The 22,770-nt window shown below is 63.0% G+C and carries 24 protein-coding genes; 3 read left to right on the top strand and 21 right to left on the bottom strand.

The window, feature by feature from the left end:
• Positions 1-177 precede the first annotated feature (177 nt).
• The 12 genes from ndk to ACWGKN_RS06240 form a co-directional block, all read right to left on the bottom strand.
• Entirely contained in the window at positions 178-591 is a 414-nt protein-coding gene (gene ndk / locus ACWGKN_RS06295; protein ID WP_035229063.1) for a nucleoside-diphosphate kinase, read from the bottom strand.
• A gap of 96 nt (positions 592-687) precedes the next feature.
• Positions 688-1,320, bottom strand: coding sequence for a precorrin-8X methylmutase (locus ACWGKN_RS06290; RefSeq protein WP_035229064.1), 633 nt, complete (start codon positions 1,318-1,320; stop codon positions 688-690).
• Positions 1,317-2,684, bottom strand: a complete 1,368-nt coding sequence (locus tag ACWGKN_RS06285) for a cobyrinate a,c-diamide synthase (RefSeq protein ID WP_452094885.1) — start codon at positions 2,682-2,684, stop codon at positions 1,317-1,319. Before ACWGKN_RS06285 ends, ACWGKN_RS06290 begins: the two co-directional genes overlap by 4 nt.
• The gene (gene cbiB / locus ACWGKN_RS06280) at positions 2,685-3,674 is read right to left on the bottom strand and encodes an adenosylcobinamide-phosphate synthase CbiB (RefSeq protein ID WP_452094884.1); all 990 of its coding nucleotides are present in this window, start codon (positions 3,672-3,674) and stop codon (positions 2,685-2,687) included.
• Between the two features lie 28 nt (positions 3,675-3,702).
• Positions 3,703-6,288 (bottom strand): cobyric acid synthase, encoded by a 2,586-nt coding sequence (locus ACWGKN_RS06275; protein WP_452094883.1) that lies wholly within the window; start codon positions 6,286-6,288, stop codon positions 3,703-3,705.
• Between the two features lie 66 nt (positions 6,289-6,354).
• The gene (cobS, locus tag ACWGKN_RS06270; protein WP_452094882.1) at positions 6,355-7,131 is read right to left on the bottom strand and encodes an adenosylcobinamide-GDP ribazoletransferase; all 777 of its coding nucleotides are present in this window, start codon (positions 7,129-7,131) and stop codon (positions 6,355-6,357) included.
• Between the two features lie 22 nt (positions 7,132-7,153).
• Positions 7,154-8,221 carry a nicotinate-nucleotide--dimethylbenzimidazole phosphoribosyltransferase gene (gene cobT / locus ACWGKN_RS06265; protein ID WP_035229067.1) on the bottom strand — a complete coding sequence of 356 codons (1,068 nt, stop codon included), beginning with the start codon at positions 8,219-8,221 and terminating at the stop codon, positions 7,154-7,156.
• Between the two features lie 27 nt (positions 8,222-8,248).
• Positions 8,249-8,806, bottom strand: coding sequence for a bifunctional adenosylcobinamide kinase/adenosylcobinamide-phosphate guanylyltransferase (gene cobU / locus ACWGKN_RS06260; RefSeq protein WP_035229068.1), 558 nt, complete (start codon positions 8,804-8,806; stop codon positions 8,249-8,251).
• A complete protein-coding gene (locus ACWGKN_RS06255; protein WP_052159903.1) occupies positions 8,806-9,393 on the bottom strand; it encodes a histidine phosphatase family protein in 588 nt (195 codons plus the stop codon). The genes cobU and ACWGKN_RS06255 overlap by 1 nt, the downstream gene beginning before the upstream one ends.
• Positions 9,394-9,395: 2 nt before the next feature.
• Positions 9,396-10,166, bottom strand: coding sequence for a precorrin-3B C(17)-methyltransferase (gene cobJ / locus ACWGKN_RS06250; protein WP_035229070.1), 771 nt, complete (start codon positions 10,164-10,166; stop codon positions 9,396-9,398).
• Positions 10,154-11,110 (bottom strand): cobalamin biosynthesis protein, encoded by a 957-nt coding sequence (locus ACWGKN_RS06245; RefSeq protein ID WP_052159905.1) that lies wholly within the window; start codon positions 11,108-11,110, stop codon positions 10,154-10,156. Before ACWGKN_RS06245 ends, cobJ begins: the two co-directional genes overlap by 13 nt.
• Complete coding sequence (locus tag ACWGKN_RS06240; protein ID WP_452094881.1) at positions 11,076-11,531, bottom strand: hypothetical protein; 456 nt, start codon at positions 11,529-11,531, stop codon at positions 11,076-11,078. The genes ACWGKN_RS06245 and ACWGKN_RS06240 overlap by 35 nt, the downstream gene beginning before the upstream one ends.
• A gap of 219 nt (positions 11,532-11,750) precedes the next feature.
• Here ACWGKN_RS06240 and ACWGKN_RS06235 point away from each other — a divergent pair, with 219 nt between their 5' ends.
• A complete protein-coding gene (locus tag ACWGKN_RS06235) occupies positions 11,751-11,945 on the top strand; it encodes a hypothetical protein (RefSeq protein ID WP_452094880.1) in 195 nt (64 codons plus the stop codon).
• Positions 11,946-12,021: 76 nt separating this feature from the next.
• Here the strand turns inward: ACWGKN_RS06235 and ACWGKN_RS06230 are convergent, their stop codons facing one another.
• From ACWGKN_RS06230 to ACWGKN_RS06210, 5 genes are all read right to left on the bottom strand, one after another.
• Positions 12,022-13,779 carry a YcaO-like family protein gene (locus ACWGKN_RS06230; protein ID WP_452094879.1) on the bottom strand — a complete coding sequence of 586 codons (1,758 nt, stop codon included), beginning with the start codon at positions 13,777-13,779 and terminating at the stop codon, positions 12,022-12,024.
• A 143-nt stretch (positions 13,780-13,922) separates the two neighbouring features.
• On the bottom strand, positions 13,923-14,456 hold the full coding sequence (tsaE, locus tag ACWGKN_RS06225; protein WP_052159906.1) for a tRNA (adenosine(37)-N6)-threonylcarbamoyltransferase complex ATPase subunit type 1 TsaE: 534 nt from the start codon (positions 14,454-14,456) through the stop codon (positions 13,923-13,925).
• 93 nt (positions 14,457-14,549) lie between these two features.
• Entirely contained in the window at positions 14,550-14,765 is a 216-nt protein-coding gene (locus tag ACWGKN_RS06220; RefSeq protein WP_035229076.1) for a cold-shock protein, read from the bottom strand.
• A gap of 237 nt (positions 14,766-15,002) precedes the next feature.
• Entirely contained in the window at positions 15,003-16,814 is a 1,812-nt protein-coding gene (locus tag ACWGKN_RS06215; RefSeq protein WP_035229077.1) for an extracellular solute-binding protein, read from the bottom strand.
• Positions 16,811-17,029 (bottom strand): hypothetical protein, encoded by a 219-nt coding sequence (locus tag ACWGKN_RS06210; RefSeq protein WP_035229079.1) that lies wholly within the window; start codon positions 17,027-17,029, stop codon positions 16,811-16,813. Before ACWGKN_RS06210 ends, ACWGKN_RS06215 begins: the two co-directional genes overlap by 4 nt.
• Before the next feature lie 14 nt (positions 17,030-17,043).
• Between ACWGKN_RS06210 and ACWGKN_RS06205 the strand changes: the two genes are divergently transcribed.
• Together ACWGKN_RS06205 and ACWGKN_RS06200 are read left to right on the top strand one after the other, a co-directional pair.
• Positions 17,044-18,327: a 3-isopropylmalate dehydratase large subunit gene (locus ACWGKN_RS06205; RefSeq protein WP_424256299.1), complete on the top strand. Its 1,284-nt coding sequence runs from the start codon at positions 17,044-17,046 to the stop codon at positions 18,325-18,327.
• Between the two features lie 22 nt (positions 18,328-18,349).
• Positions 18,350-18,886 (top strand): 3-isopropylmalate dehydratase small subunit, encoded by a 537-nt coding sequence (locus ACWGKN_RS06200; RefSeq protein ID WP_452094878.1) that lies wholly within the window; start codon positions 18,350-18,352, stop codon positions 18,884-18,886.
• 86 nt (positions 18,887-18,972) lie between these two features.
• On the opposite strand, the gene ACWGKN_RS06195 is transcribed toward ACWGKN_RS06200, so the two are convergent.
• The 4 genes from ACWGKN_RS06195 to ACWGKN_RS06180 all read right to left on the bottom strand — a co-directional run bounded on the left by ACWGKN_RS06195 (position 18,973) and on the right by ACWGKN_RS06180 (position 22,642).
• Positions 18,973-19,893, bottom strand: coding sequence for a DnaJ C-terminal domain-containing protein (locus ACWGKN_RS06195; RefSeq protein ID WP_052159907.1), 921 nt, complete (start codon positions 19,891-19,893; stop codon positions 18,973-18,975).
• 190 nt (positions 19,894-20,083) lie between these two features.
• A complete protein-coding gene (locus tag ACWGKN_RS06190) occupies positions 20,084-20,506 on the bottom strand; it encodes a single-stranded DNA-binding protein (protein WP_035229085.1) in 423 nt (140 codons plus the stop codon).
• Positions 20,507-20,621: 115 nt separating this feature from the next.
• Complete coding sequence (locus ACWGKN_RS06185) at positions 20,622-21,773, bottom strand: SPL family radical SAM protein (protein ID WP_035229087.1); 1,152 nt, start codon at positions 21,771-21,773, stop codon at positions 20,622-20,624.
• Positions 21,761-22,642, bottom strand: a complete 882-nt coding sequence (locus ACWGKN_RS06180) for a glycosyltransferase family 2 protein (RefSeq protein WP_035229088.1) — start codon at positions 22,640-22,642, stop codon at positions 21,761-21,763. The genes ACWGKN_RS06185 and ACWGKN_RS06180 overlap by 13 nt, the downstream gene beginning before the upstream one ends.
• Between the last annotated feature and the right edge of the window lie 128 nt (positions 22,643-22,770).

Genomic DNA, 22,770 nt, shown 5'->3' with positions numbered 1-22,770 from the left:
GCTGTAAATGTACATGTACAGCAGGATTTGTCAATATACATTTTTACATCCGGCATGGGGCGCCCGGACGGGATTGCAGCATCACGACGGGCAGAAAGGGGCGAGGGAGGGGGCGGGAAAAACAGGGACCGCCGTCCCGCCCCGATCGAGGGACGGAACGGCGGGGTACAGGCGGGATTACAGCAGTTCGAGACCGGAGAAGAAGTAGCCGATCTCGAAGGCGGCGGTATCGGGGGCGTCCGAGCCGTGGGTGGCGTTCTCGCCGACGGAGGAGCCGAACTGGCGGCGCAGCGTCCCTTCGGCGGCCTCGGCCGGATTGGTGGCGCCCATCAGGTCGCGCCACTTCTTGATCGCGCCCTCGGCCTGGAGGACCATGACGATGCAGGGGCCGCTGCTCATGAATTCGGTCAGTTCGCCGAAGAACGGCCGGCTCCTGTGGACGTAATAGAAGCCCTCGGCCTCGATCTTGCTCAGGTAGAGCTTCTTCAGGCCGACCACGGTGAACCCCTCTTCATAGATCCGGCTCAGGATCTTTCCGGCATGACCGGCGGCGAAGGCGTCCGGCTTGATGATCGCAAATGTTCGTTCCATACGTGTATATCCTCTCGGCAATGGGTGAGTAGTGAAAAAACCGGCTCATCAGTAGCATCACGCCGGCAAAAAGTCAAGGACCGGCGCGGCCGCCCGTCAGGCCATCTTCAGCAGGGCGTTGACGATGGCGGCGGCAATCGGGCTGCCGCCCCGCCGGCCGAGGACGGTGATCGCCGGGAGGCCGGCGGCCACCAGCAGGTCCTTCGATTCGGCGGCGTTGACGAATCCGACCGGGACGCCGACGATCAGGTCGGGGGCGAAAGTCCCCCGCTGCACCAGGGCGATGGCCGCCAGCAGGGCCGTCGGGGCGTTGCCGACGGCGACGATGCCGACGTTGTCGCCGCTCGCCATCTCCAGCGCGGTCTCGGACCGGGTGCGGCCGGTCGCCCGGGCCCGTCGTGCCACCTCCTCGTCGCCGACCCGGCAGATCACCCGGCCGCCGAAGGCGGTCTGCAGCTTGCTGCCGATGCCTGCCGCCACCATGCCGACATCGGCGTAGAGATTGCGGCCGGCGCGGATGGCGGCGAGGCCGCGATCGATCGCCTGCGGGTGGAACCGGATGCTGTCGGTCAGGGAAAAATCACCGGTGGCGTGGATCACCCGTTGCAGGATGGCGAATTCCCGGGCGTCGAAGTCCCCGGGTCGCCTCCCGGTGCGAGCGAAAAACTCCTCCTCGATGATGCGGAAGCTCTCCCGCTCGATGTCCTCCGGTCGGATATCCTGGATCATGTCCTTTCTTCCCTCCTGGTCTGCATGCTGAGTGCATGGCGAAAAAAATGGTCCACATTGCCGACCGTCCGGCCGAAGTGGAGGTGGACGTAGCTGCCGATGGCGTTGTGCCGGGCGTACCCCTCCTGCCGGCCGTCGTCGAGGGCGTAGAGGCATTCGAGTGCCGGGGCCTCTCCAATCGGTTCCGAATAGTGGAATTCGTGACCGTAGAGCGTATCGCCCTGGCGGCCGAGCAGACAGTCGCGCCGCAACCGCACCCGGCGGTAGCCGAGCCGGCTGAACCGGGGCCGCATGATCATCTGCAGCGGGAAGACCCCGACCATCGGATGCACCCGGCCCTCGGTATCGGCCAGTTCCTCGGCCATGTACATCAGGCCGCCGCACTCGCAGTAGAGCGGGCCGCCGTCCTCGACCCACTGCCGCAGCGCCGTCCGCAGCGAGGTGTTGGCGGTCAGCGCCGCCGCATGCAGTTCGGGATAGCCGCCGCCGATATAGACGGCGGCCGTGGCCGGCGGCAGCGCCGCGTCGGCCAGCGGACTGAAGGGCACGATATCGAAGCCGGCGGCGGCCAGCATCGCCAGATTTTCCTGATAGTAGAAGCAGAAGGCGGCATCGCGGGCGACCGCCAGGCGCAGCCGCGGCTGCACGGGTCGGACCGGGGGCGGAACCTGGCGGGGCGGTGGCAGCGGCTGGACGGTCGCGGCCAAGAGCGCCGGGATGTCGATATGGTCCTCGACCGCCGCCGCCAGCCGATCAAGCTGGCCCGCCGACAGCGGGTTCTCCTCGCCCATGTGCAGGCCGAGATGGCGCTCCGGCATCATGAACTGCTGCTCGCGCGGAAAGGCGCCGAGCAACGGGGTGGCGCAGGATTGAGCCAGGGCGTCGCGGATCAGCGCGACATGCCGCGCCGACCCGATCTGGTTGAGCACCACCCCGCACAGATGGATTCGCGGGTCATAGACCTCGAAGCCCTTGACCACCGCGGCCACGCTCTCGGCGGCCGAGCGGGCGTCGACGACCAGCAGCACCGGCAGATCGAGGACCCGGGCCAGGGCGGCGGTGCTGGCCTCGCCGCCGTCGAACAGCCCCATCACCCCTTCGACCAGGCGGACGTCGGCCTCAACCGCGGCTCGGGCGAAGATCCGGCGGCAGCACTCCTCCCCCATCATGAACAGATCGAGATTGTGCGATACCCGGTCGACCACCATCGTGTGCAGGGTCGGGTCGATGAAGTCCGGGCCGCACTTGAACGGCTGCACCGCCAGCCCCCGCCGGACCAGGGCGGCCAGCAGCCCGAGGCTGAGCAGGGTCTTGCCGGAGCCGCTCTTGGTGGCGGCGATGACGAAGGCCGATCGCTCTTGCATTCATCCCTCCATGATCACTGCACTGCATCCCAGCAGGAAGATGGCAAACAGCAGGGCGCCGAGGTACATCAGCCGGTTGGTGCGGAGGATGTCTTCGGCGTCGATGGCCCGCCGGTCGTCGCCCAGCCAGGGCTTGTCGACGATCGTGCCGAAGTAGACCGACGGCCCGCCGAGGCGGACGCCCAGCGCCCCGGCCACTGTCGCCTCGGGATGGCCGGAGTTGGGACTGGCATGGCGCAACCGGTCACGGCGGCAGATCCTGAGCGCCGCCCGCCAGTCCAGCCGCTGGATGGCGGCGGCGAGGACAAGAAAGACCGGGGTCAGGCGGGCCGGCAGGAAATTGGCCAGGTCGTCGAGCCGGGCCGCGGTCCGGCCGAACTGCAGATATTTTTCGTTTTTGTAGCCGAACATCGAGTCCATGGTGTTGACCGCCTTGTACAGCAGCGCCCCGATCGCGGTCAGGACGATGGGACTGGCGCTCCCCGGCACGGCCAGCAGGCTGGCGCCGATCCCCCAGAACAGCGGCGCGGTGACCCCGTCGACCGCATTCTCGGCCACCGTCTCGACCGCCGCCCGGCATACCCCCTGCCGGTCGAGTTGGGTCGTGTCGCGACCGACGATCATCGCCACCGCCTGCCGCGCCCCGTCGAGGTCGTCGGCGATCAGGCGGCGATAGACCGTCTGGCTGTGGCCGGCCAGGTCATGGGCGGCGACCGAGGTGTAGAACAGGAAGACCGCCACGATATCGGCCACAAGCGGCGACACGACGGCGCAGGCCCATAGCGCCAGCGCCAGGGTCAGCCCGGTGGCCAGCAGGACCGCGGCCACCGTCAAGGCCCCGGCCATGGCCGGACCGGCAATTGCCGAGCGGGTTTGCTCTTCAGTAAAAGTGCACAACCGGCCGATCAGCCGCACCGGATGGGGCAGGAAGCGCGGGTCGCCGAACACAAAATCGCCGGCAATGGCAGTCAGGACCTGGAGGGTATACATCGTTATCGAAATCGCATTGGTTGAGGCGCTACAATCGCAGCAGGGCGTAGATCCGGTCCATGTCGAGACTGGCGCGGACCCGCGCCGCCAGCCGGTCGAACGCCGCCTCGAGATTGTAGGGGGCGAGGATGGTCTGCTTGGCCGGCAGTCCCTTGCGCTCCAGCAGGCGATCGATGAAATGGCGGCGGAACCGGTCCTCGTCGAAGATGCCGTGCAGATAGCAGCCCCAGATCCGGCCGTCGTTGCCCGTCGCCCCGCAGCCGCTGCCGTCGTCGAACCTCAGCGCCGGCGGCAGCGGCCCGGTGGAGATACCGTGATGGATCTCGTAGCCGGCAACCGGCAGCGCCGAGGCGATATGGGTCCCGGTCCGCCGCAGCAGGGTCTTGTCCCCCTTCAGCTCGGTGACGGTATCGAGCAGGCCGAGGCCGGCCACCGTCTCCCCGGCCGGCGATTCCAGCCCCAGCGGATCGGCGATCTCCCGGCCGAGGAGCTGGTAGCCGCCGCAGATGCCGACAATGGCGCAGCCCTTGCCGGCCAACGCGGCGATCCTGGCGGCGAAGCCGGAATCGCGGAGGAAGCGGAGATCGCCGATGACGTTTTTCGATCCCGGCAGGATCAGGGCGTCGGGGGTACCGAGGTCGTCGACCCGGGACACGACCCGCAGGTGGACATCGGGCTCGGCCAGGAACGGTTCGACATCGGTGAAGTTGGAGATATGCGGCAGACTGATGACGGCGATGTCGACATGCGGTTGCCCCGGTTGCGGCCGCCGGTAGATCCCTGCCTTGAACGACACCGAGTCCTCCTCGGGCAGATCGAGATCGTGAAAATAGGGCACGACCCCGAAGACCTCGCGACCGGTGTAGTCGCGGACATAGTCATGGGCTGCGGCCAGCAGCGAGGCCTGGCCGCGGAAGCGGTTAACGACGAAGCCGGCGATCAGGCGCCGCTCCCACTCGGCCAGCACCTCCATGGTGCCGACGAAGGAGGCGTAGATGCCGCCGCGGTCGATGTCGCCGACCAGCAGGACCGGGCTGCCGGCATAGGCGGCCATCCGCATGTTGACGATGTCGTGGCGCTTGAGGTTGACCTCGCCCGGCGAGCCGGCGCCCTCGAGGACGATCGCCTGGTACTCGCTGGCCAGGCTGTCGTAGCAGGCGGTGGCGGCGGCCCAGGCCTCGTCTTTGTAGGCGTGGTACTGCCCGACCGACATGTTGCGCACCGGCCGGCCGCGGACGATGACCTGGCTGCCGGTGTCGGAACTGGGCTTGAGCAGAATCGGGTTCATCCGCACGTCGGGGTCGAGGCGGGCGGCCTGGGCCTGGACCACCTGGGCCCGGCCCATCTCCTCGCCCTGCAGGGTGACGAAGGAGTTGAGCGACATGTTCTGGGCCTTGAACGGCGCCACCCGCACCCCGTCCTGCAGCAGGATCCGGCACAGGGCGGCGGTCAGCACCGATTTGCCGGCGTTCGACGAGGTGCCCTGGAACATCAGGGAGGCGGTCTTCCTGGCCGGCAAGGTGGCAGTCCTGTTTCCCAGGATCTCGCCGAGGGTGGCGATCAGCCGGGCATTTTCCGCCGCGGTCCGCACCGCCACCCGGGCGTAGCTGGAATCGAGGCCGGTGTAGTTGTCGCAGCGACGGATCAGGATGCCCTTGGCCGCCAACGCCCCGGCCAACCGCACCGCGTCGGTGCCGCCGGTCAGGCGGAGGAAGAGGTAGTTGGCGGCACCGGCAAAGACCTGGATCTGGTCGAAGCCGGCCAGTCCCCGGGCCAGGCCATCGCGCAGGGTGAGGCAGGCCTGCCGCGATTGTTCCTGGTACTCCCGGTCCCGCAGCGCCCGGGCGCCGATGACCTGGGCCAGGGTGTTGACCGTCCAGGGCGGCAGGTGCTCGCGCAGCGTCTGGGCCATCGCCTCCGGGAACACGCCGAACCCGAGACGGAGACCGGGGATGGCGTAGAACTTGGTCAACGAGTTGAGGGTGGAGACGTTGTCCCGCCGGCCGCCCACCGCTTCGCCGGCCGGCACGAAGTCGAGAAAGGCCTCGTCGATGAGAAAGTCGACCTCGGGGAAATCGCCGGCCAGGGCGAGGATGGCCGGCGCCGCCAGCAGCGCCCCGGTCGGATTGTTGGGACTGCCGATGATCACCAGGTCGCCCGGCCGGAGCCGCGCGGCGATCAGGCCCGGGTCGAGGCGGAAGCCGTCGTCCTCGCGCATCGGCACGGTCTCGACCGGTTTGCCGGCCAGCCGGGCCGCCCGGGCATAATCGATGTAGGCCGGGACCGGGATCACCACCCGCCGGTTGGGCAGGAGGCGGGTCAGCAGGTAGAGCAGCTCGGTGGAGCCGTTGGCGGCAACGATGGCCGATGGCCGGTAGCCGCCATGTGCGGCGATGGCGGCGACGAGATCGTGGCACTCGGGGTCGGGGTAGTGGCCCAGGTCCTCGACGCTGCGGCTGATCACCCCGCGCAGCCATTCCGGCGGTCCCAGCGGGTTGATGTTGGCACTGAAGTCGATGATCCCGGAGGCCTGCATCCGGCGGCGGAAGGCGTGGACGTTGCCGCCGTGTCCTGATCCGGTCAAAAGGCAGCTATCGGCGGCGCCGTTGTTCATCCTCACTCTCCTCTCCAGCATATTTCAGCGGTTGTATCAAGCACTTCGGGCGAGATCCTGGATCGGTCAACCGCCGACTGTCAGCCCCACGGCAACCATCAGTTCGCTCAATTCACACACCGCCCCCAGCGTATCGCCGGTGGCGCCGCCCAGACTGCGGCGGCACCAGGCCGCAAACAGCAGCACGGCGGCGGCCGGGATGACGAGCGCCGCCAGCAGCGCCGGCGGACCCAAGCCCGCCAGCGGAACCACGACGACCACCACCACCAGCCACAGCCCCGCCGCCAGCACCGCCGCCCGCCGGGTATTGTTCGAATAGAACAGGAGGCCCAGCCCCCCCTCCGGCCGGGCATAGGGCAGCAGCGCCATCGTCACGACAATGGCGCAGCGGCCGCCCAGCGGCATCAGCAGCAGCACCACGGCCAGCCGCGCCGGGAGGGCCGTGCCGAGGGCGGCATACTTGCCGAGCAGGACGATGACGATGGCGATCACCCCCATCGCCCCGATGCGGCTGTCGTGCATGATCACCAGTTTTTCCGCTCGCGGCCGGCTGCTGAGCATGCCGTCGGCGCTGTCGGCCAGGCCGTCGAGATGGAGGCAGCCGGAGATCGCCGCCAGCACGACGATCCCGACCAGGGCGGTCAGCGCCGGCGGCAGGATCGGGCCCACCAGCGCCGCCGTCAGCAGCGCGACAACACCGATGCCCAGGCCGATGACCGGAAAAAAGAACAACCCGGCCTGGAAATGCATGCCGTCGAATTCGGCGCCCCGGCGGAGCGGCAGTACGGTCAGGAACCGCAGCGCCGTCAGCAGCGGGGCCAGCATGGGAGGGAATGGCATCATCGGCGGGTATCTCGGCCGCGGCCTACTTGTCGGCCGCGGCGACGGCCGCTTCGGCGAAGGTCGCCACCTCGGTCAGGATGGCGACGGCGCCCTCGACCAGATTCATCGCCACCGCCGCCCCGGTCCCCTCGCCGAGACGGAAGTTGAGGTCGAGCAGCGGTTGACGGCAGCCGAGCATTTCCTGCATGTAGCGATGGCCGGGTTCGACCGAACGATGGGCGAAAATCAGGTAGTCGCGGACAAACGGCTCGATCGTGTAGGCGATCAGGGCCCCGGCGGTGGAGATGAAGCCGTCGACCAGGACCGGCTTGCGGCGGGCGGCGGCGCCGATGATCAGGCCGGCGATGCCGCCGATCTCGAAGCCGCCGACCTTGGCGAGGATATCGAGGCCGTCCTTGGGGTCAGGCTGGTTGACCGCGATGATCCGCTCGATGATCCTGACCTTGTTCTGCAGCTGGGCATCGTCGAGCCCGGTTCCCCGGCCGGTCAGCTCCCCGGCCGAGCGGCCGGTGCAGACGGCGGCGATCGCGGTGGACGGCGTCGTGTTGCCGATCCCCATGTCGCCGGTGCCGAAGATATCGAAATCGTCGGCCAGCATCTCGGCCACGTCGATTCCCGATTCGACCGCCCGTCGGGCCATCGCCGGGCTCATTGCCGGACCGGCGGCGATGTTGGCGGTGCCCATGCCGACCTTCTTGTTGATGATCTTGCCGGCATCGGCCAGACCGCGCAGGTCGGCGTCGACCCCCATGTCGACGACGAAGACCCTGGCCCCGGCCTGACGGGCCAGGGCGTTGATGCCGGCCCCGCCGTTGACGAAGTTGACGACCATCTGCGGCGTCACCTCCTTGGGGAACTTGCTCACCCCCTCGACCGTTACCCCGTGATCGCCGGCCATCGTCACGATCGCCTTGCGGCCGACCGGCGGCGTCATCGAGCGGGTCATGCCGGCGAGGTCGATCGCCAGGTCCATCAGATCGCCCAGGGCCCAGTGCGGCACGGCCAGCTGGTCGAGCCGGGCCTTGGCCTTTGCCCGGTATTCGGCATCCTGCGGAAAAACCTGTTTCAGTGTATTCTCCAGTGCACCCATCGTTCGTTCCTGTTGTGTTCGATATGATTACATCCCGCCCGGTCGCGCCTGCTTCAGAAACAGCGGCAGACCGCAGCTGACCAGCACGACCTCGTCGGCGGCAGCGGCGATCAGCCTGTTGCCGGTGCCGACCAGATCCCGGTAGTGCCGGGCGAGTTGATTGTCGGGGACGATCCCCATGCCGACCTCATTGCTGACCAGGACCACCGTTCCCGGATAGCTGGACGCCGCCGCCAGCAACCGGCCGATCTCCTGCCGCATCGCCGGTTCATCGAAAACCTCCCCGTGCCGCTCGGCCTGGAACAGCAGATTGTTGACCCACAGGGTGAGGCAGTCGACGAGGACGACCCCGGGGCCGGCAAGGGCGGCGATCCGGGCGGCCAGGGCCGTTTCCTCCTCGCAGCTGACCCAGCCGCGCCCTTCCCTCTCCCGGCGGTGGCGGTCGATCCGTTGCCCCATCTCGGCGTCGGTCACCGGACAGGTGGCCAGAAAATACCGATCTGTCGACACCGCCTCGGCCCGCGCCAGGGCATAGGCGCTCTTGCCGCTCCGCGCCCCGCCGGTGACCAGGATCAGGGTCCCCATCAGCTGCCGCCCAGGTTCAGCCCGGCCAGCACCCCGCCGGCCGAATGAATGTCGATGACGGTGCAGCGGCCTGGCTTGATCTCGAACAGCAGCGATTTTTCCGGCCCGATGCCGAGACAGGCGCAGACCAGATGGCGGATGACGCCGCCGTGGGTCACCAGCAGCGGCCGCCGGGCCGGCGTTGCCGTCAGCATCATGCGGATTCTGTCGATCCGGCCGAGAAAATCGCGGAGTGACTCCCCCTCCGGGAAGGCGAAATCCGTGGCCCCTTGCGCCCATCGATCGACCAGCTCACCGTCCGTGGCGCAGATCTCGGCAAAACTCAGGCCCTCCCAGCGGCCGAAATCGATCTCGCGCAGGTCATCGACGATCTCGGTCCCGGGGGCGAGACCAAGGCGGTCGACGGTCTGCCGGCACCGCCGCATCGGGCTGCAGAAGACGGCATCGATCTCCTGCCGTTGCAGCAGGTCGGCGGCGCCTTCCAGGTCGGCCGCCCCGTCCGGGCTGAGCGGCAGGTCGGTCGAGCCGATATACCGGTTGCCGGCGCCGGTGCTGCCATGGCGCAGCAGATGGAGCCGTTGCGTCATCGTCACTCTGCTTTCGCCTGTTCTTCATCCAACCTGTACTTTCCCCGGTAGCCCCGCGGGGTGATCATTTTGCCATGCCAGGCAAAGGTCAGGCTGTTGCCGACGATGATCGTCGTCTGCATCGTGATTTCGGCGTCGAGCATATGGGCGAGATCGGTCAGGAGGATGCGTTCATCGGCCCGGGTGGCGGCCTTGACGATGCCTACCGGAGTTTCGGGGTTCCGGTATTGGAGCAGGATCTCCCGCGCCCGGGCGACATGTTCGGCCCGTTTCTTCGATTTCGGATTGTAGATGGCGATGACGAAATCGGCACTGGCCACCGCCTGCAGCCGTCGTTCGATGGTCTCCCAGGGGGTGAGCAGATCGGAGAGGCTGACGGTGGCGAAATCATGCATCAGCGGCGCCCCGAGCCGGGCGGCGCAGCTGTTGACGGCGGCGATGCCGGGAACGACCTCGATCGCGACCGCGGAATCCCTTTCGGCGGCAATCTCGAAAATCAGCCCGGCCATGGCATAGATCCCCGGATCACCACCGGAGACCATCACTACCCGGCGGCCCTTCTCGGCCTCATCGAAGGCCGCCTTGCAGCGGTTGACCTCCTGCATCATCGACGAGGAGATGACCTCTTTGCCGACGAGCAGATCGGGAAGCAGATCGAGGTAGGTGCTGTAGCCGATGACGACATCGGCCTCACAGATGCTCCTGAGCGCCGCCGGGGTAATATGATCGGTACTGCCGGGGCCGGTGCCGACGACAGTTATCATTCCACGCATACGATGTTCCTTGCCGCTACGGCCGTCGTGACGTTGTTCCATTTCATCTTTCCCACGATCAATTGTCCCGGGTCATCCCCGCTGGCCGCGGCGAGCATCGCCGCCGGTTCGGCCACTCCTTTGGCCCCCACTGCCGCCAGGGCGTGGACGGATTCGGTGATTCCCGGAATCCGGTTGAGCCGCTCCTTGGTGAAACAGCGCAGCGGCAGCCCGTTCGTCGCCGCATAGCGTACCAGCCCCTCTTCCCCGATCTTGGCGTCGATGGTCGCGATACCGCCGATCGATCCCTCGTGCAGGTCGTGCTGCCGGCAGGTCTGAGCCACCGCCGCGCCGATCTCCTCCACCGACGTGCCCCGGTTGCAGCCGATGCCGACAACGAGGTTGCGAGGGGAGAAACAGAGCGCGCCGTCGGGGAGTTTCTCGTTGCAGGTCAGCACGATATCGGCCTTGGCCGGACTGTCGACGATATGGAAGTCTTTCGGCACCCCCGTGCACCGGCAGTTGGAGAAAAAATTGATCACGCCATGGTTGACCAGCCGGGCCGCAATGGTCGTCAACAGTTTCCGTTCCGAACGGATCTGGAAGCCGTTGCGTTCCGCCCACAGATCGACCGCCGTCCGGCCGAGGACATCGGAGGCGGTGGTGATCACCGCCTTGCCGCCGGTGATCGCGGCGATCCGTCTGGCCAACTCGTTGCCGCCGCCATGATGGCCCGAGAGCAGGCTGACGACATACTCCCCGCGCTCATCGATGACGATGACACAGGGATCGGTCCATTTATCCCGGCAGATCGGGCCGAGGGCCCGCACCACGATGCCGGCGGCCATGATGCAGACCAGGGCGTCGGAAGAGACAAAGGCCTGGCGCAGGATCTCCAGGGTCGCCTTTTCGGGATGGCGGCAGGCCTCGTCACCAAGGGCGGCGGCAATATGCGCCGCCAGCATCCTGCCACCGGAAGATACCGATAAAATGGAAATTTTCATTCTGCCACAGTAGAGGTACGACTGCGAAGCGGTTGACAACCACGCCAGAACGACGAGGATAGCACAGAGCTGATTTGAAGGCAAACGGCATTTCACGGCCTGACCGATTGTCGCCCTTTACCCGCCGCCACGGATCGATACCGGTCATAACCGGGCCCGACTCACCAGATGCTGTCGCGATCGGGTCGAAGGGAGATACCTCAAGGCAGCTGCAGAGAATGCCGACTCTGTAACGACCACACCCCTGGCCCGGAACTCTGTCGATTTTCCAGACAACGATCCGCCACCCGTCGCCGGTTACGGAATGTTGTCGGGTGACAGCGGCCCTTGCCTGTTCTTCGGCAATACAGTGACCCCTTGCACCGATGAAATCGGCGGTCATTCCCAACCGGGACCTCCGGCATGATTTCAGGCCTTGCCATTTTCAATAATCCATGCACAATGGAGGGTGGAAGGATTCATATGCGATCTCTGTTACGGATCGCATATGGGCGGGAACTTGATCGAAATCATCCATACCCGTACCGGCAAAAGCGGGTCTCCGCCTGTCGAGACGAAGATTCAGCATCGCCCACGGTTTGAGGCACAAGGTGGTGGCATATTGGACCGGAACATCCAGCTTCTCGGCCTTTGCAACCTGCAGCCGGCCGTCGAAGACATCCTCAAGCGCTTCGGGGTGATCGGCGAGACGGGCGGCGTCAAGGAGTTCAGGGGAGATCCCCGGCGGGAAAAACCCAACAAGGTCCTCGTCTTCGACAGCATCGAAGAAGGACTGGCCTGTTTGATCCCGGCATGACGACTGCTCTCGACGCCGCAACACCGTAACAACACGCCGGTGGCGCCGGCCACCCGGACGTTCCAGGCGCACCTGTTTATTCTTTCGACTCACCTGCCAGCAACCCGGCCAGCTGCTCCCGGGCGAAATCGAGCGAAGGATCGATGGTCAGGGCGATGGTGAAGAAATGAATCGCCTTCTCCCGTTCTCCCAGCCGATTGTAATTGACCCCGATATTGGCATAATCGATGCCGGAGGCGGGGTTGAGGGCAACAGCGCGCTGGAAATGATCGATGGCCTCGGCATAACGCCCCTGCTTGAACATGCAGACGCCGATCAGGTTGTGGATATCCGGCCGTTCCTCATCCTCGGCCAGGCCCTGGCGCAGGACCCCGATCGCCTCTTCGTATTTGCCCAGGTCCTTCAGGCAGCTGCCCTTGTAGGAAAAGATATACGGCAGGTCTTCCGCCTCCGGTTCGAGGGCCAGGGCGCGATCGAAATAGCCGATGGCCGCCTCGCATTCCCCTGCATCAACGGCGTTTTTTCCCCGGTAGAACGAGAGATAATAGGCTCCGGGCAGCAGTTCCTCCATCTGCTGGAACTTCATTTCCTTGCGGTGCGGATCGCTGATCAGCTCTTCAACCAGTTTGGCCGAGAACAGCCCGGCATCCTGGATCATCGACCGTTCGCGGAAGTGGGTTCCGGGAACGATGGTATACAGTGCCGGGATGTCCAGCTGTTCGTGCCGGACATCGATCATGAAGACTTCCATGCCGATATTTTTGAGAGCGGCAACGCAACGCTCCACCTCGACCCGGATATTGTCGTCGGACAGGTCGACCATTTCTTCGATCGCGATCTTTTCGGTCGATGCCGTCAGGTAGGCCACCTCCGCCATGTCGAGCGGCTTCGGCAGGCCGGAGGCGACGTAGTTGGAGCCGCTGTTGAAATCGCCGGCCAGCTGGGCGATCTCGGTTACCGCCCGGATAAGCGATTTTTCCGGATTCGGGGTGGTCCCGGCGGTATAGACGATCTCGCTTGTTTCCGGGAAGGTCGAGCGGTCGATGGCCAGCGCCCCGACCGTACAGATACCGGTATCGAGGGAAAAATCGTTGAGATAGAGTTCGATGCCGTTGCGGGCGAATTTTGCCAGCAGCTCCCTGGCGACCGGATCCTGAACCGAAGCGCCGTCGATGGCCGGCGTCGGTAATTTTTCACGATTGATCCGGGAGCAGACATGACGCTCGACAATCTCGCATACCCCCTGCAGGGCTGCCTCCTCATAGGTGTTGCCGGCCGATGGCCCGTTGAACTCGTTGATCGCGAAAAACCAGGAAAACGGGACCAGCACCTCCTCTCCCCTGGTCATGTTGGTGGCCCAGGTCCATTGCATCGGGACATCCTGCAGCAGCGACTCCAGCTGCGCCGTGGTCGTTTTCTCGTCATGGACCGATTGCAGCAGCAGTTCGATTTCCATCAGCGGGTAGCCCTGCTCCCGCATCGTCCGGTAATCACCGGTGATGAAATGTTCGGCATTGCTTTTGAACGCGAAGAAGGAAAACCGCTCCGCCAGTTCCATGCAGGCCGAGGCCTCGGCCTGCACCGGATGCGCCCCCTTGCCCATCTGTTTCCTGGTCCCGGTGAGCTTGCTTGCCGCCTCGCCGCAGATACTGAAGTAGACGGGAATGTCGAGCCGGCCGTTGTCGATCCGCTTCACTTCGTTGAGAATGACGCAGTCAAGTTGCTTGACCCGGGCATAGAATCTGGCAAGCGTATCCTCAGGCCGTATGGCCTTGTCCTGATCGATGGTGAAGGTCTTCAGGCAATCTTTGAGAACTATATTTGATTTTTTCATTTATCTATATGATTTATCATGTTTATTAACAAGGCTCCGGTAGTCCGGTTGGTGATGGGCGCAGCCCAGCAGCATAGCAGTTTCATTGGAGGCGTCAAGCGAAAACGGGGAGGGAAACAACGGTCGGACAGCCGCCCCGGCCGTCAGTGCCCCATGGTTGATTCAAGCAGGAGGCCGGGATATTGCCTGAACAGATCGGCAAGTCGCGTTTCCCATCCGGGCAGGCAAGCGCAGCGGATGATCCGGCTGTCGTCTCCCGGATTTTCAATCGTCAGCTCCAGGCGATCATCCGGCAGGATGCCGGACGCCCGGGTCGGCCATTCGATCACCGTCAACCCGGAAAGGGAAAAATACTCGTCAAGGCCGAGATCGAGGATCTCCGAGACATCGTGCAGACGGTAAAAATCCATATGGTAGAGGGGAATGCGACCGGGATACTGATGGAAAACGGCAAAGGAGGGGCTGGTCACATATTCGGAATCCGGCACCTGCAGGCCCTGGGCGATCGCCTGGGTCAAGGTGGTTTTTCCCGCCCCGAGGTCGCCGTCGAGACAGATCACGTCGCCGGGGAGTGCCAACTCGCCCAATGTACGGCCGAAGAATCGTGTTTCATCCAGACTCTTCAGATGGATGCTCGTCTGTTTGGCCTTGTCGGTCACACCATCACCCTTATCCATCCTGTGCAGTTGACATCATCTGGTCCATTCCATAAAAAAACCCGGCCGACAGTCAGCTGTCGGTCGGGTTGTCGACAATTCACGCTCGTACGGTCAGCTCAGCTTGACCACATTCTCGGCTTGCAGTCCCTTATCCGTTTTGGTCACGGAAAACTCCACGGCCTGACCTTCTTCAAGACTTCTGAACCCTTCTCCCTGGATGGCGCTGAAGTGGACGAAAACATCGGCCTCGCCATCAGGTCTTTCCAAGAATCCGTATCCCTTGCTCGCATTGAACCATTTGACCTTACCTCGAACACGTTCAGACATACCAACCAACCTCCAGCGTAGCGACAAGAAACATGCTCCTGTCAATGAAAAAACGTGCACCTCCCCGCAGTACATCTCTCCCGGCATTGGAGAACCTGTATCATTCTTATCAGATTGAATTTCTTGTAGTCAAGGGAAAAGAACAATTTCTCACCAAGAAACAGTTATTTAGCCCCCATGGACCGACCCCGCCAGGCCCCGGCCGATACAATTTCCTGTAATCATAAACAGTATCGGTTATTTATCGGTCTTGCTCCACCAGGTCATCAGGAGTTGGAGGTAATTGTAATACAAGGGATATTTCTCCGGTTGGACGAATTTCGGATAGTAGCTGAGCCGGTGGCCGGCCATGTACCAGTTCGGGACGAGATAGTAGCCGTACCACAGCACCCGGTCGAGGGCCTTGCAGGCGACGGTCAGCTCTTCCTGGGATTCGGCGTAGATGATCCTGTCCACCAGGAAATCCACCACCGGTGAGGAGATGCCGGCGTAGTTGCTCGATCCGGGGCGATTGGCGGATTCCGAATGCCAGAAATTGCGCTGCTCGTTTCCCGGCGATTGCGATTGCCCGTAGACATGGACGATCATATCGAAATCGAACTTCTGCAGCCGCTGTTCATAGAGGGCTGGGTCGATCGTCCGATAGCGCACCTCCATGCCGAGTTTTTCGAGATTTTTCACATACGGGGCCATGACCCGTTCGAAGGTCGCCGACGACAGCAGGATCTCGAAACTGAACACCTTCCCCTCGGCATTGACCAGCTTGCCGTCACGGATGGTCCAGCCGGCCTCCGTCAGCAGGTCTTTGGCTTGACGCAGGTTGTCCCGCAATCCGGCCTTGCCCTTCACCACCGGCGCCTGCAGCGGAGTGGTGAAGACCTCCGGCGGTATCTCGCGGCGATATTTGTCGAGCAAGGCCAGTTCCTCCTTCGACGGCAGACCGGTAGCGGCGAGGTACGAGTTGCTGAAAAACGAGGTGCTGCGGGTGTACTGGCCGAAGAACAGCGAGGCGTTGGTCCATTCGAAGTCGAAGGCCAGCCCCATCGCCTGCCGGACCCGGCGGTCGGCAAAGAGAGGTCGGCGGGTGTTCATCAGAAAACCCTGCATCCCGGCGTTGTTCGAGTGCGGATAGATCTTTTTGACGATCCCGCCGGGGCCGAACTTCTCTCCCTGCATGTCGCGCACCCACTGCTTGGCGATATTGACCATCATGAAATCGAATTCCCCGGCCTTGAAGGCCTCGAGCGCCACGACCGGGTCCTTGTAATACTTGATGGTGATCTCGTCGAAGTTGAACATCCCTTGACGCATCGGGTGATCCTGGGCCCAGTACCCGGGATTGCGTTTGTAGGTGATGGATTTGCCGGGGTTGACGGCGGCAATGGTATAGGGGCCGCTGGCAACCGGTGGACGGAGCATATCCTTGGTTCCGGTTTCCTCACCGAAACCGTAGGTGGTGTAGTATGTCTTCGACAGCACCGGGATCTGGGTGGCGATCATCAGCAGTTCCCGGTTTTTCTGGGCGAACCGGAACCTGATCCGCTGCCTGTCAAGGATGTCGGCGCCGACGATATCCTTGTAATAATACGAATAAAAGGGGTGGACCTTGTCGCTCTTCAGGGTTTCGAGCGAGAAGGCGATGTCGTCGACGGTGACCGGACTGCCGTCGGAGAATCGCGCCTTGTCGTTGAGGGTGAAGACCACCGAGAGATTGTCGGCAGCCTTGTCGATATCCTTGACGATCAGGCCGTACTGGGCGAACGGTTCGTCGAGGCTGCCCTCGGCGAGCGGTTCGAAGACCAGGCTGTCGATGGCGAGCGGCGCCGTCCCCTTGAGGATGAAGGGGTTCATCTGGTCGAAACTGCCGATGCTGTGGAGGATCAGCTTGCCGCCTTTCGGCGCGTCCGGATCGGCATAGTCGACATGGGTGAAGTCCGGCGGGTATTTGAGTGTCTCCGAGAGGGAGATGCCATGTGCTGCCCGGCCGGCATGCGGCAGGAGGAGAAGAAAGAGCGCTGACAGGAGGAGGCAGCGGCAAGACGCGGTCATGGTGGTATCTCCTCGATAAAAGAATTCGGAGCGGCGAGAAGGTCCATGGCTGCCGGAACAATTAAGAACTCGCAACCATGCTGTTTTTCGGGTAGAATATGCAGTTCCTGAATTTGCCAGCAGCGCTGCTGCACTGCCAGGACAGTGGCTATCTTACCATGTTCGCCACGAGAAGCAAATCCAACCCATCCCATACACATTTCTAACATTTTCATTCTGGAGTTGATCAATGGGAAAGACCATTGCTGAAAAGATTTTCGCCGCCCACCTTCGGGACACTCCTTCCGCCGAAAACATGGTGCTCGATCTCGATGTCGTGATGTGCCATGAAATCACCACCCCGATCGCCATCATGGACCTGGTGGCCAAGGGCATGGACCGGGTTTTCGACCCTGACAAGATCAAGGCGGTCATCGATCACGTCACCCCGGCCAAGGATTCCAAGACCGCGACCCAGGGCAAGATCATGCGCGACTGGGCCAGGCGGCACGGCATCAAGGACTTTTTCGACGTCGGCGCCAACGGCGTCTGCCACGCCCTCTTCCCCGAAAAGGGCTTCGTCCGTCCCGGCTACACCGTCATCATGGGCGACTCCCACACCTGTACCCATGGGGCCTTCGGCGCCTTCGCCGCCGGGGTCGGCACCACCGATCTCGAGGTCGGCATCTACAAGGGGGTCTGTTCCTTCCGGCTGCCGCAGACGCTGAAGATCACCGTCAGCGGCAGGCTCCAGCCCGGGGTCACCGCCAAGGACGTCATCCTCGCCATCATCAAGCGACTGACCGTCAACGGCGCCACCGACAAGGTGATCGAGTTTGTCGGTCCGGTCGTCGACAGCATGGGCATGGCGGCGCGTATGACGATCTGCAATATGGCCGTCGAGGCCGGCGCCACCTGCGGCATCTGCCTGCCCGACCGGATGACGGCCGAGTACCTGTGGCCCTTCATCCAGGACCAGTATGCCGACATCGACGCCGCGGTTGTCGATTTCGCCAAATGGCATTCCGATCCCGATGCCGCCTATGCCGGGACGATCGAACTCGATGTCACCGGCCTCGCCCCCCAGGTCACCTTCGGCTACAAGCCCGATCAGGTCAAGGATATCGGCGAGATGGCCGGCACCCCGGTCGACCAGATATATATCGGTTCCTGCACCAACGGCCGGATCGAAGACCTGCGTGATGCCGCCTCGCTGCTCAAGGACCGTCATCTGGCAGTGGGGGTCAGGGGCATCGTCACCCCGGCGACGCCGAAGATCTTCAATCAGGCTCTTCAGGAGGGCATAATCAAGATCTTCATGGACGCCGGTTTCTGCGTCCTCAACCCCACCTGCGGGGCCTGCCTCGGCATGAGTTCAGGGGTCCTGGCCGAAGGCGAGGTCTGTGCCTCGACCACCAACCGCAACTTCAACGGGCGGATGGGCAAGGGCGGCATGGTCCACCTGATGAGCCCCTCCTCCGCCGCCGCCGCCGCCATCACCGGGGCGATCACCGATCCGCGGACATTTATTTGATACTGCAAGAGAGGCGAAAACAATGAAAGAATTCGGCGGTCCAGCAATCTTTCTGGACAGAAACGATATCAATACCGACGAGATCATCCCGGCGAAATACCTCACCGAGATCACCAAGTCGGCACTCCAGCCCCATCTCCTCGAAGATCTGCTGCTCGACGGCCGGCCCTTCGACAACCAATCGCCGGCGGTGCAGAACGCCAGGGTGGTGATCACCCGGGACAACTTCGGCTGCGGTTCATCGAGGGAACACGCGGTATGGGCCTTCGAGGTCAACGACATCAACCTCATCGTCGGCGGCAGCTTTGCCCGGATATTCCGGCAGAACATGTTCAACTGCGGCATCCTCGCCATCGAGCTGGGCAAGGACGATCTGGACCGGCTCTTTGCGATGAAGGGCGATATCGAGGTCAAGGTCGATCTGGAGCAGAGCACGATGACGGCCGTCTCCGACGCCGCCGACCAGTCCCCGGTCTCCTGCGCCTTCAAGCTGAACAGCCTCGATCGCGACCTCGTCGCCGCCGGCGGTTGGCTCAACTTCGCCGACCAGCGCTATTGACCGGTCTGACCGCGGCAACAAAAAAGGCCTCGCACCATCCACTTTCCGTGGTTGGTGCAAGGCCTTTTTCAATCTGCCGCTTCCGGTTACAATCCGAGTTTCTGCAGATCGCGGATCAGGTCTTCCTGTTCCTGGTTCAATTCTTTCGGCACTGCCACGCCCAGTTTGACATAAAGGTCGCCGCGCTCACCGATCGGCCCCACGGGAAGTCCATGTCCCTTCAGCCGCAGGCGTGATTCATTGACCGAACCCGGCGGGATCGTCACGACGAAATTCTTGCCCTCGATCGTTTCGACCTCGACCTTGGTTCCAAGACAGGCCTCGCTGAACGAGACCAGTTTCTCGATCACCAGATCGTCCCCCTCGCGGACAAAGCGCTCGTGCGGGGCGATCTCCACCTTCAGGTACAGGTCGCCCCGCGGCCCCCCGTTGGGCGAGGCGCCGCCCTTGTCCTTGAGCCGCAGTTTTTTGCCGGCCTCGATCCCCTTGGGGATTTTGACGCTGACGTTCTGGGGGGTACCGTTGGTCCGCAGGGTGATATTGCGCTCGGCCCCGTGCATGACATCCTCCAGGGTGACGGTGATCTGATAGGTCAGGTCCTGGCCCTTGGCCTGCTGTCCACAGCCGCCCGAGCCGCAGCCGCCCCGCATGTCGTTGCCGAAAAAAGAGAATCCCCCGCCCCCGCCCCCGGACCGAAAATGGATATTCTGCGAACCACCGCCGAAATTGAACTGCCGCAGGATTTCATTGATGTCGAAATTGCGGAAGATATCCTCCTGCGAATACCGCTGATGGAACTGGGTGGAGCCGAAGGTATCGTACTGCCGTTTCTTCTCGGCGTCGGAGAGGACGGCATAGGCTTCGCTGATCTGCTTGAACCGCTCTTCAGCGGCCTTGTCGCCGTTGTTCCGGTCAGGATGGTACTTCAGGGCCAGTTTCCGATAAACTTTCTTTATTTCGTCGGGCGTAGCCGTTTTGGAGACACCGAGCGTTTCGTAGTAATCCATTGCCATTCAACAACCGCACGTGATGATTAAAGGGGAACCTGCCCAGCGCAGGAGAGCCGCATCCGAAGGCCGACCTTTTCCATTGACAATATGAATGGCCGGGCCTCCGGTCAAGAGTCCGCCTCCAGGCAAGTCCCCCGATCCTCATTCATTTCAACCCATCCGTTACCGTCAGGGCCGGTGCCGCAGCTCAGAACGGGACATCTTCTCCGGTCCCCATCATGCCGGCAGGGGCGTCCGGAAAAGGCGGCTCCTGATATCCGCCAGAGGAATCCTGGTCGGTGCCGCCGCGCGGGCTCAGCATCTTCATTTCCCTGGCGATGATCTCGGTGGTGTATTTCTCGTTGCCGTTCTGATCGGTCCATTTTCGCGTCTGCAGCCTCCCCTCGATATAGACCTTCGAGCCTTTATGGAGGTATTCGCCGCAGATCTCGGCCAGACGGGACCAGGCCACGACCCGGTGCCATTCGGTCTGGTCCTGCATCTGGCCATCCTTCCCCTTGAACCGCTCGGTCGTGGCGACATTGAAGGTGGCGACCGCAGTCCCGGCCTGGGTATAGCGGATCTCGGGGTCCTTGCCCAGATTGCCGATGAGCATGACTTTATTCAACATGGTGGTTTCTCCTTCTTTGATGATGTGGTGACATATATTCCGAGGTGCAGTATACGCTGGAAATTCGAAAGGACAAGCGATTATCGGTTCTTCGGCGGTCGGCAGAGGACAACGGCTATCGTTGCAGCCGGTCATGATCGGGGAAAACCGTCCGGTCGAGCATGGCGGCGATGCCGCCCACCTCCTCGGGATCGAAGCCCATGACCTCGCGCCATATTTCCCTGCTCTCCATACAGAAATAGATGCAGGTCCGAGGATCGGCATAGCGCCTGAGCCGGTCATGAATATAGCGGTACAATCCGACTCTGCGCTTACGGTAATAGCGGCACTTGCCGTCGAGTCCATCGATGAATTCCTGGAAATAGATCCTCGACCCTGGAAACCGTCCAATCCCGATCTCTTTCAGTTTCGGGAGAAACCGCAGGGCGCCGAGGGAAATCCAGGCAATCGATTGGGCCGGCACCCGGGCGAACAGCATGCGGATCGTCTCGGCGTAGCCTTCCTCCCACCCGGGATGATCGATGATCGGATCGAAATGGAAGGCCAGCCTGTATCCCCAGCCGGCGCAGCGCCGGGCGGCATCGATCCGCTCTTCCAAAGATGCCGATCGCAGCTCCTCCCGGCGCATGACCAGCGGGCTGTTCAACGACCAGGCGATCACCGTCCGGCCGCGATGATCGAGGGCCGCCAGGTTGTCGACGACGGCGCTCTTGGTCTTCAACTCAAGCACGGCGTTGGGTTTGCCGGCGAAATAGGGGACCAGGGTTCGGCTCAGCCCGGTCAGGCGGTCGAGGGCGAGGGAATCGGTAAACTCGCCGGTGCCGATACGGTGCAGACGCCCGGGGTCGGCGTCGAGGACCTGGTCCAGTTCCGCCAGCAGCTCGTCGGTATTGACATGGTGGGTGATCCACGGGGTGTTGAGGTAGGCCTGGAGAATGCAGTAGACGCAGTCCATCGGGCAGTTCATGCCGGTGCCGAGGACCTCATAGCCGCAACAGCGGTATTCCTTCGTCCCGGGACAGGGCTTGAAAAACCGGCCGCGGTTGCGACAGAGATAAAGATGCTGCTTGCCTTGGCCGAGACTGAACGGGTAACCATCGGCGAATTCTACAGATGGGCGGTTCTCGGTGACGACCGACCATGGCAGCTGCGCCCGCTCGAGGATCTCCCGGGTCACCGCCAGATCGACACAGTTTTCCTCCACGTGGATATGGCGGATGTAGCGGGAGGGATCCCGCCAGGATCGGGTTGCATTCACGGCGTCCATTTCTCACCAGCCTCCGGGGAAATTCTGGCGGCAAGGTCGAGGTACCGCCGGCCCTCCTCTTCCCTGCCATGTTTGCAGCAGCCCTTGCCGTAGATCTCGCATTTCCGCCGCAACCCCTGCAGGGTCTGCTGCCGTTGTTCGGCGTTGAGGACACCGGACTGCACGAGCCGGGTCAGGGAACCGATGCGCAGGCGATCCATCCCCACCCGGTGCTGGCGGGAAAGCTGGTCGTCCCTGCCGCCTTCTTTCACGGTCAACTCCTCGTCGACGAGAAGGAAAGGATAGCGACAGCTGACCCGCAGCCAGAAATCATGGTCCTCGCAGCAGTGCATCCGTTCATCGAACAGACCCACCGTGGCGAAGATCTCACGGCGGACCATGACCGTCGACATCCCGACGGCGCAGAGCTCGAGACAATGGGAAAAGATGTCCCCATGCCGGGGGACATGCCTGTATTTCTGATTGAGATGCTGTCCCCGTCGCAGCCACCTTTCCCGGGTGTGACTGATCAGGTATTCCGGAAAACGCTCCATCGTTTCCGCCTGACGTTCCAGTTTCTTCGGCCGCCAGTGATCATCGGAGTCGAGAAAGGCGATCATCCCGCACCGGGCCTGCCGTATCCCGAAATTCCTCGCTGCGGCCGGCCCCCGGTTCGACGGGAGCCGGAACCAGCGGATGGCAGGGGGACCGCCCCGATCGAAACCGGCCTCGACAGCCTCCCTGCTGCCATCGGTCGAGGCGTCGTCGACTACGACAATCTCCTCGCACCGCACCGATTGGCGGCACACCGAGCGCAGGGCTCGCACCAGCACGTCCTGGCGGTTGTAGGTCGGGATGATGACCGAGACTGGGAGAATCAGAGGCTGCACGGATAATAAATTATAATTATATATTATATCTTCAATATTTATGGCGATTCGGATATGAGATGCTGTATACTGAGAAGTTCAAAAAATATAACCATTCTTCTGAAGAAGTTTAAATAAAAGATGCACTA

It is taken from the genome of Desulfoprunum sp., assembly GCF_053613775.1.
Note: the sequence above shows the minus strand (reverse complement) of the source record. Positions and strands in the feature narration are given on the sequence as shown.

What these genes read in the sequence shown, in the direction of transcription:
- ACWGKN_RS06255 (WP_052159903.1), bottom strand. Translation starts at nt 9,393, where the DNA reads ATGACGCAACGGCTCCATCTGCTGCGCCATGGCAGCACCGGCGCCGGC.
- ACWGKN_RS06275 (WP_452094883.1), bottom strand. Translation starts at nt 6,288, where the DNA reads ATGAACAACGGCGCCGCCGATAGCTGCCTTTTGACCGGATCAGGACAC.
- ACWGKN_RS06205 (WP_424256299.1), top strand. Translation starts at nt 17,044, where the DNA reads ATGGGAAAGACCATTGCTGAAAAGATTTTCGCCGCCCACCTTCGGGAC.
- ACWGKN_RS06240 (WP_452094881.1), bottom strand. Translation starts at nt 11,531, where the DNA reads ATGACCGCCGATTTCATCGGTGCAAGGGGTCACTGTATTGCCGAAGAA.
- cbiB (WP_452094884.1), bottom strand. Translation starts at nt 3,674, where the DNA reads ATGTATACCCTCCAGGTCCTGACTGCCATTGCCGGCGATTTTGTGTTC.
- ACWGKN_RS06200 (WP_452094878.1), top strand. Translation starts at nt 18,350, where the DNA reads ATGAAAGAATTCGGCGGTCCAGCAATCTTTCTGGACAGAAACGATATC.
- ACWGKN_RS06285 (WP_452094885.1), bottom strand. Translation starts at nt 2,684, where the DNA reads ATGCAAGAGCGATCGGCCTTCGTCATCGCCGCCACCAAGAGCGGCTCC.
- ACWGKN_RS06195 (WP_052159907.1), bottom strand. Translation starts at nt 19,893, where the DNA reads ATGGATTACTACGAAACGCTCGGTGTCTCCAAAACGGCTACGCCCGAC.
- ACWGKN_RS06185 (WP_035229087.1), bottom strand. Translation starts at nt 21,773, where the DNA reads ATGGACGCCGTGAATGCAACCCGATCCTGGCGGGATCCCTCCCGCTAC.
- ACWGKN_RS06220 (WP_035229076.1), bottom strand. Translation starts at nt 14,765, where the DNA reads ATGTCTGAACGTGTTCGAGGTAAGGTCAAATGGTTCAATGCGAGCAAG.
- ACWGKN_RS06210 (WP_035229079.1), bottom strand. Translation starts at nt 17,029, where the DNA reads ATGAAAATGTTAGAAATGTGTATGGGATGGGTTGGATTTGCTTCTCGT.
- cobU (WP_035229068.1), bottom strand. Translation starts at nt 8,806, where the DNA reads ATGGGGACCCTGATCCTGGTCACCGGCGGGGCGCGGAGCGGCAAGAGC.
- ACWGKN_RS06230 (WP_452094879.1), bottom strand. Translation starts at nt 13,779, where the DNA reads ATGAAAAAATCAAATATAGTTCTCAAAGATTGCCTGAAGACCTTCACC.
- cobS (WP_452094882.1), bottom strand. Translation starts at nt 7,131, where the DNA reads ATGATGCCATTCCCTCCCATGCTGGCCCCGCTGCTGACGGCGCTGCGG.
- tsaE (WP_052159906.1), bottom strand. Translation starts at nt 14,456, where the DNA reads ATGGATAAGGGTGATGGTGTGACCGACAAGGCCAAACAGACGAGCATC.
- ACWGKN_RS06245 (WP_052159905.1), bottom strand. Translation starts at nt 11,110, where the DNA reads ATGCTGGCGGCGCATATTGCCGCCGCCCTTGGTGACGAGGCCTGCCGC.
- cobT (WP_035229067.1), bottom strand. Translation starts at nt 8,221, where the DNA reads ATGGGTGCACTGGAGAATACACTGAAACAGGTTTTTCCGCAGGATGCC.
- ACWGKN_RS06215 (WP_035229077.1), bottom strand. Translation starts at nt 16,814, where the DNA reads ATGACCGCGTCTTGCCGCTGCCTCCTCCTGTCAGCGCTCTTTCTTCTC.
- ndk (WP_035229063.1), bottom strand. Translation starts at nt 591, where the DNA reads ATGGAACGAACATTTGCGATCATCAAGCCGGACGCCTTCGCCGCCGGT.
- cobJ (WP_035229070.1), bottom strand. Translation starts at nt 10,166, where the DNA reads ATGCGTGGAATGATAACTGTCGTCGGCACCGGCCCCGGCAGTACCGAT.
- ACWGKN_RS06190 (WP_035229085.1), bottom strand. Translation starts at nt 20,506, where the DNA reads ATGTTGAATAAAGTCATGCTCATCGGCAATCTGGGCAAGGACCCCGAG.
- ACWGKN_RS06290 (WP_035229064.1), bottom strand. Translation starts at nt 1,320, where the DNA reads ATGATCCAGGATATCCGACCGGAGGACATCGAGCGGGAGAGCTTCCGC.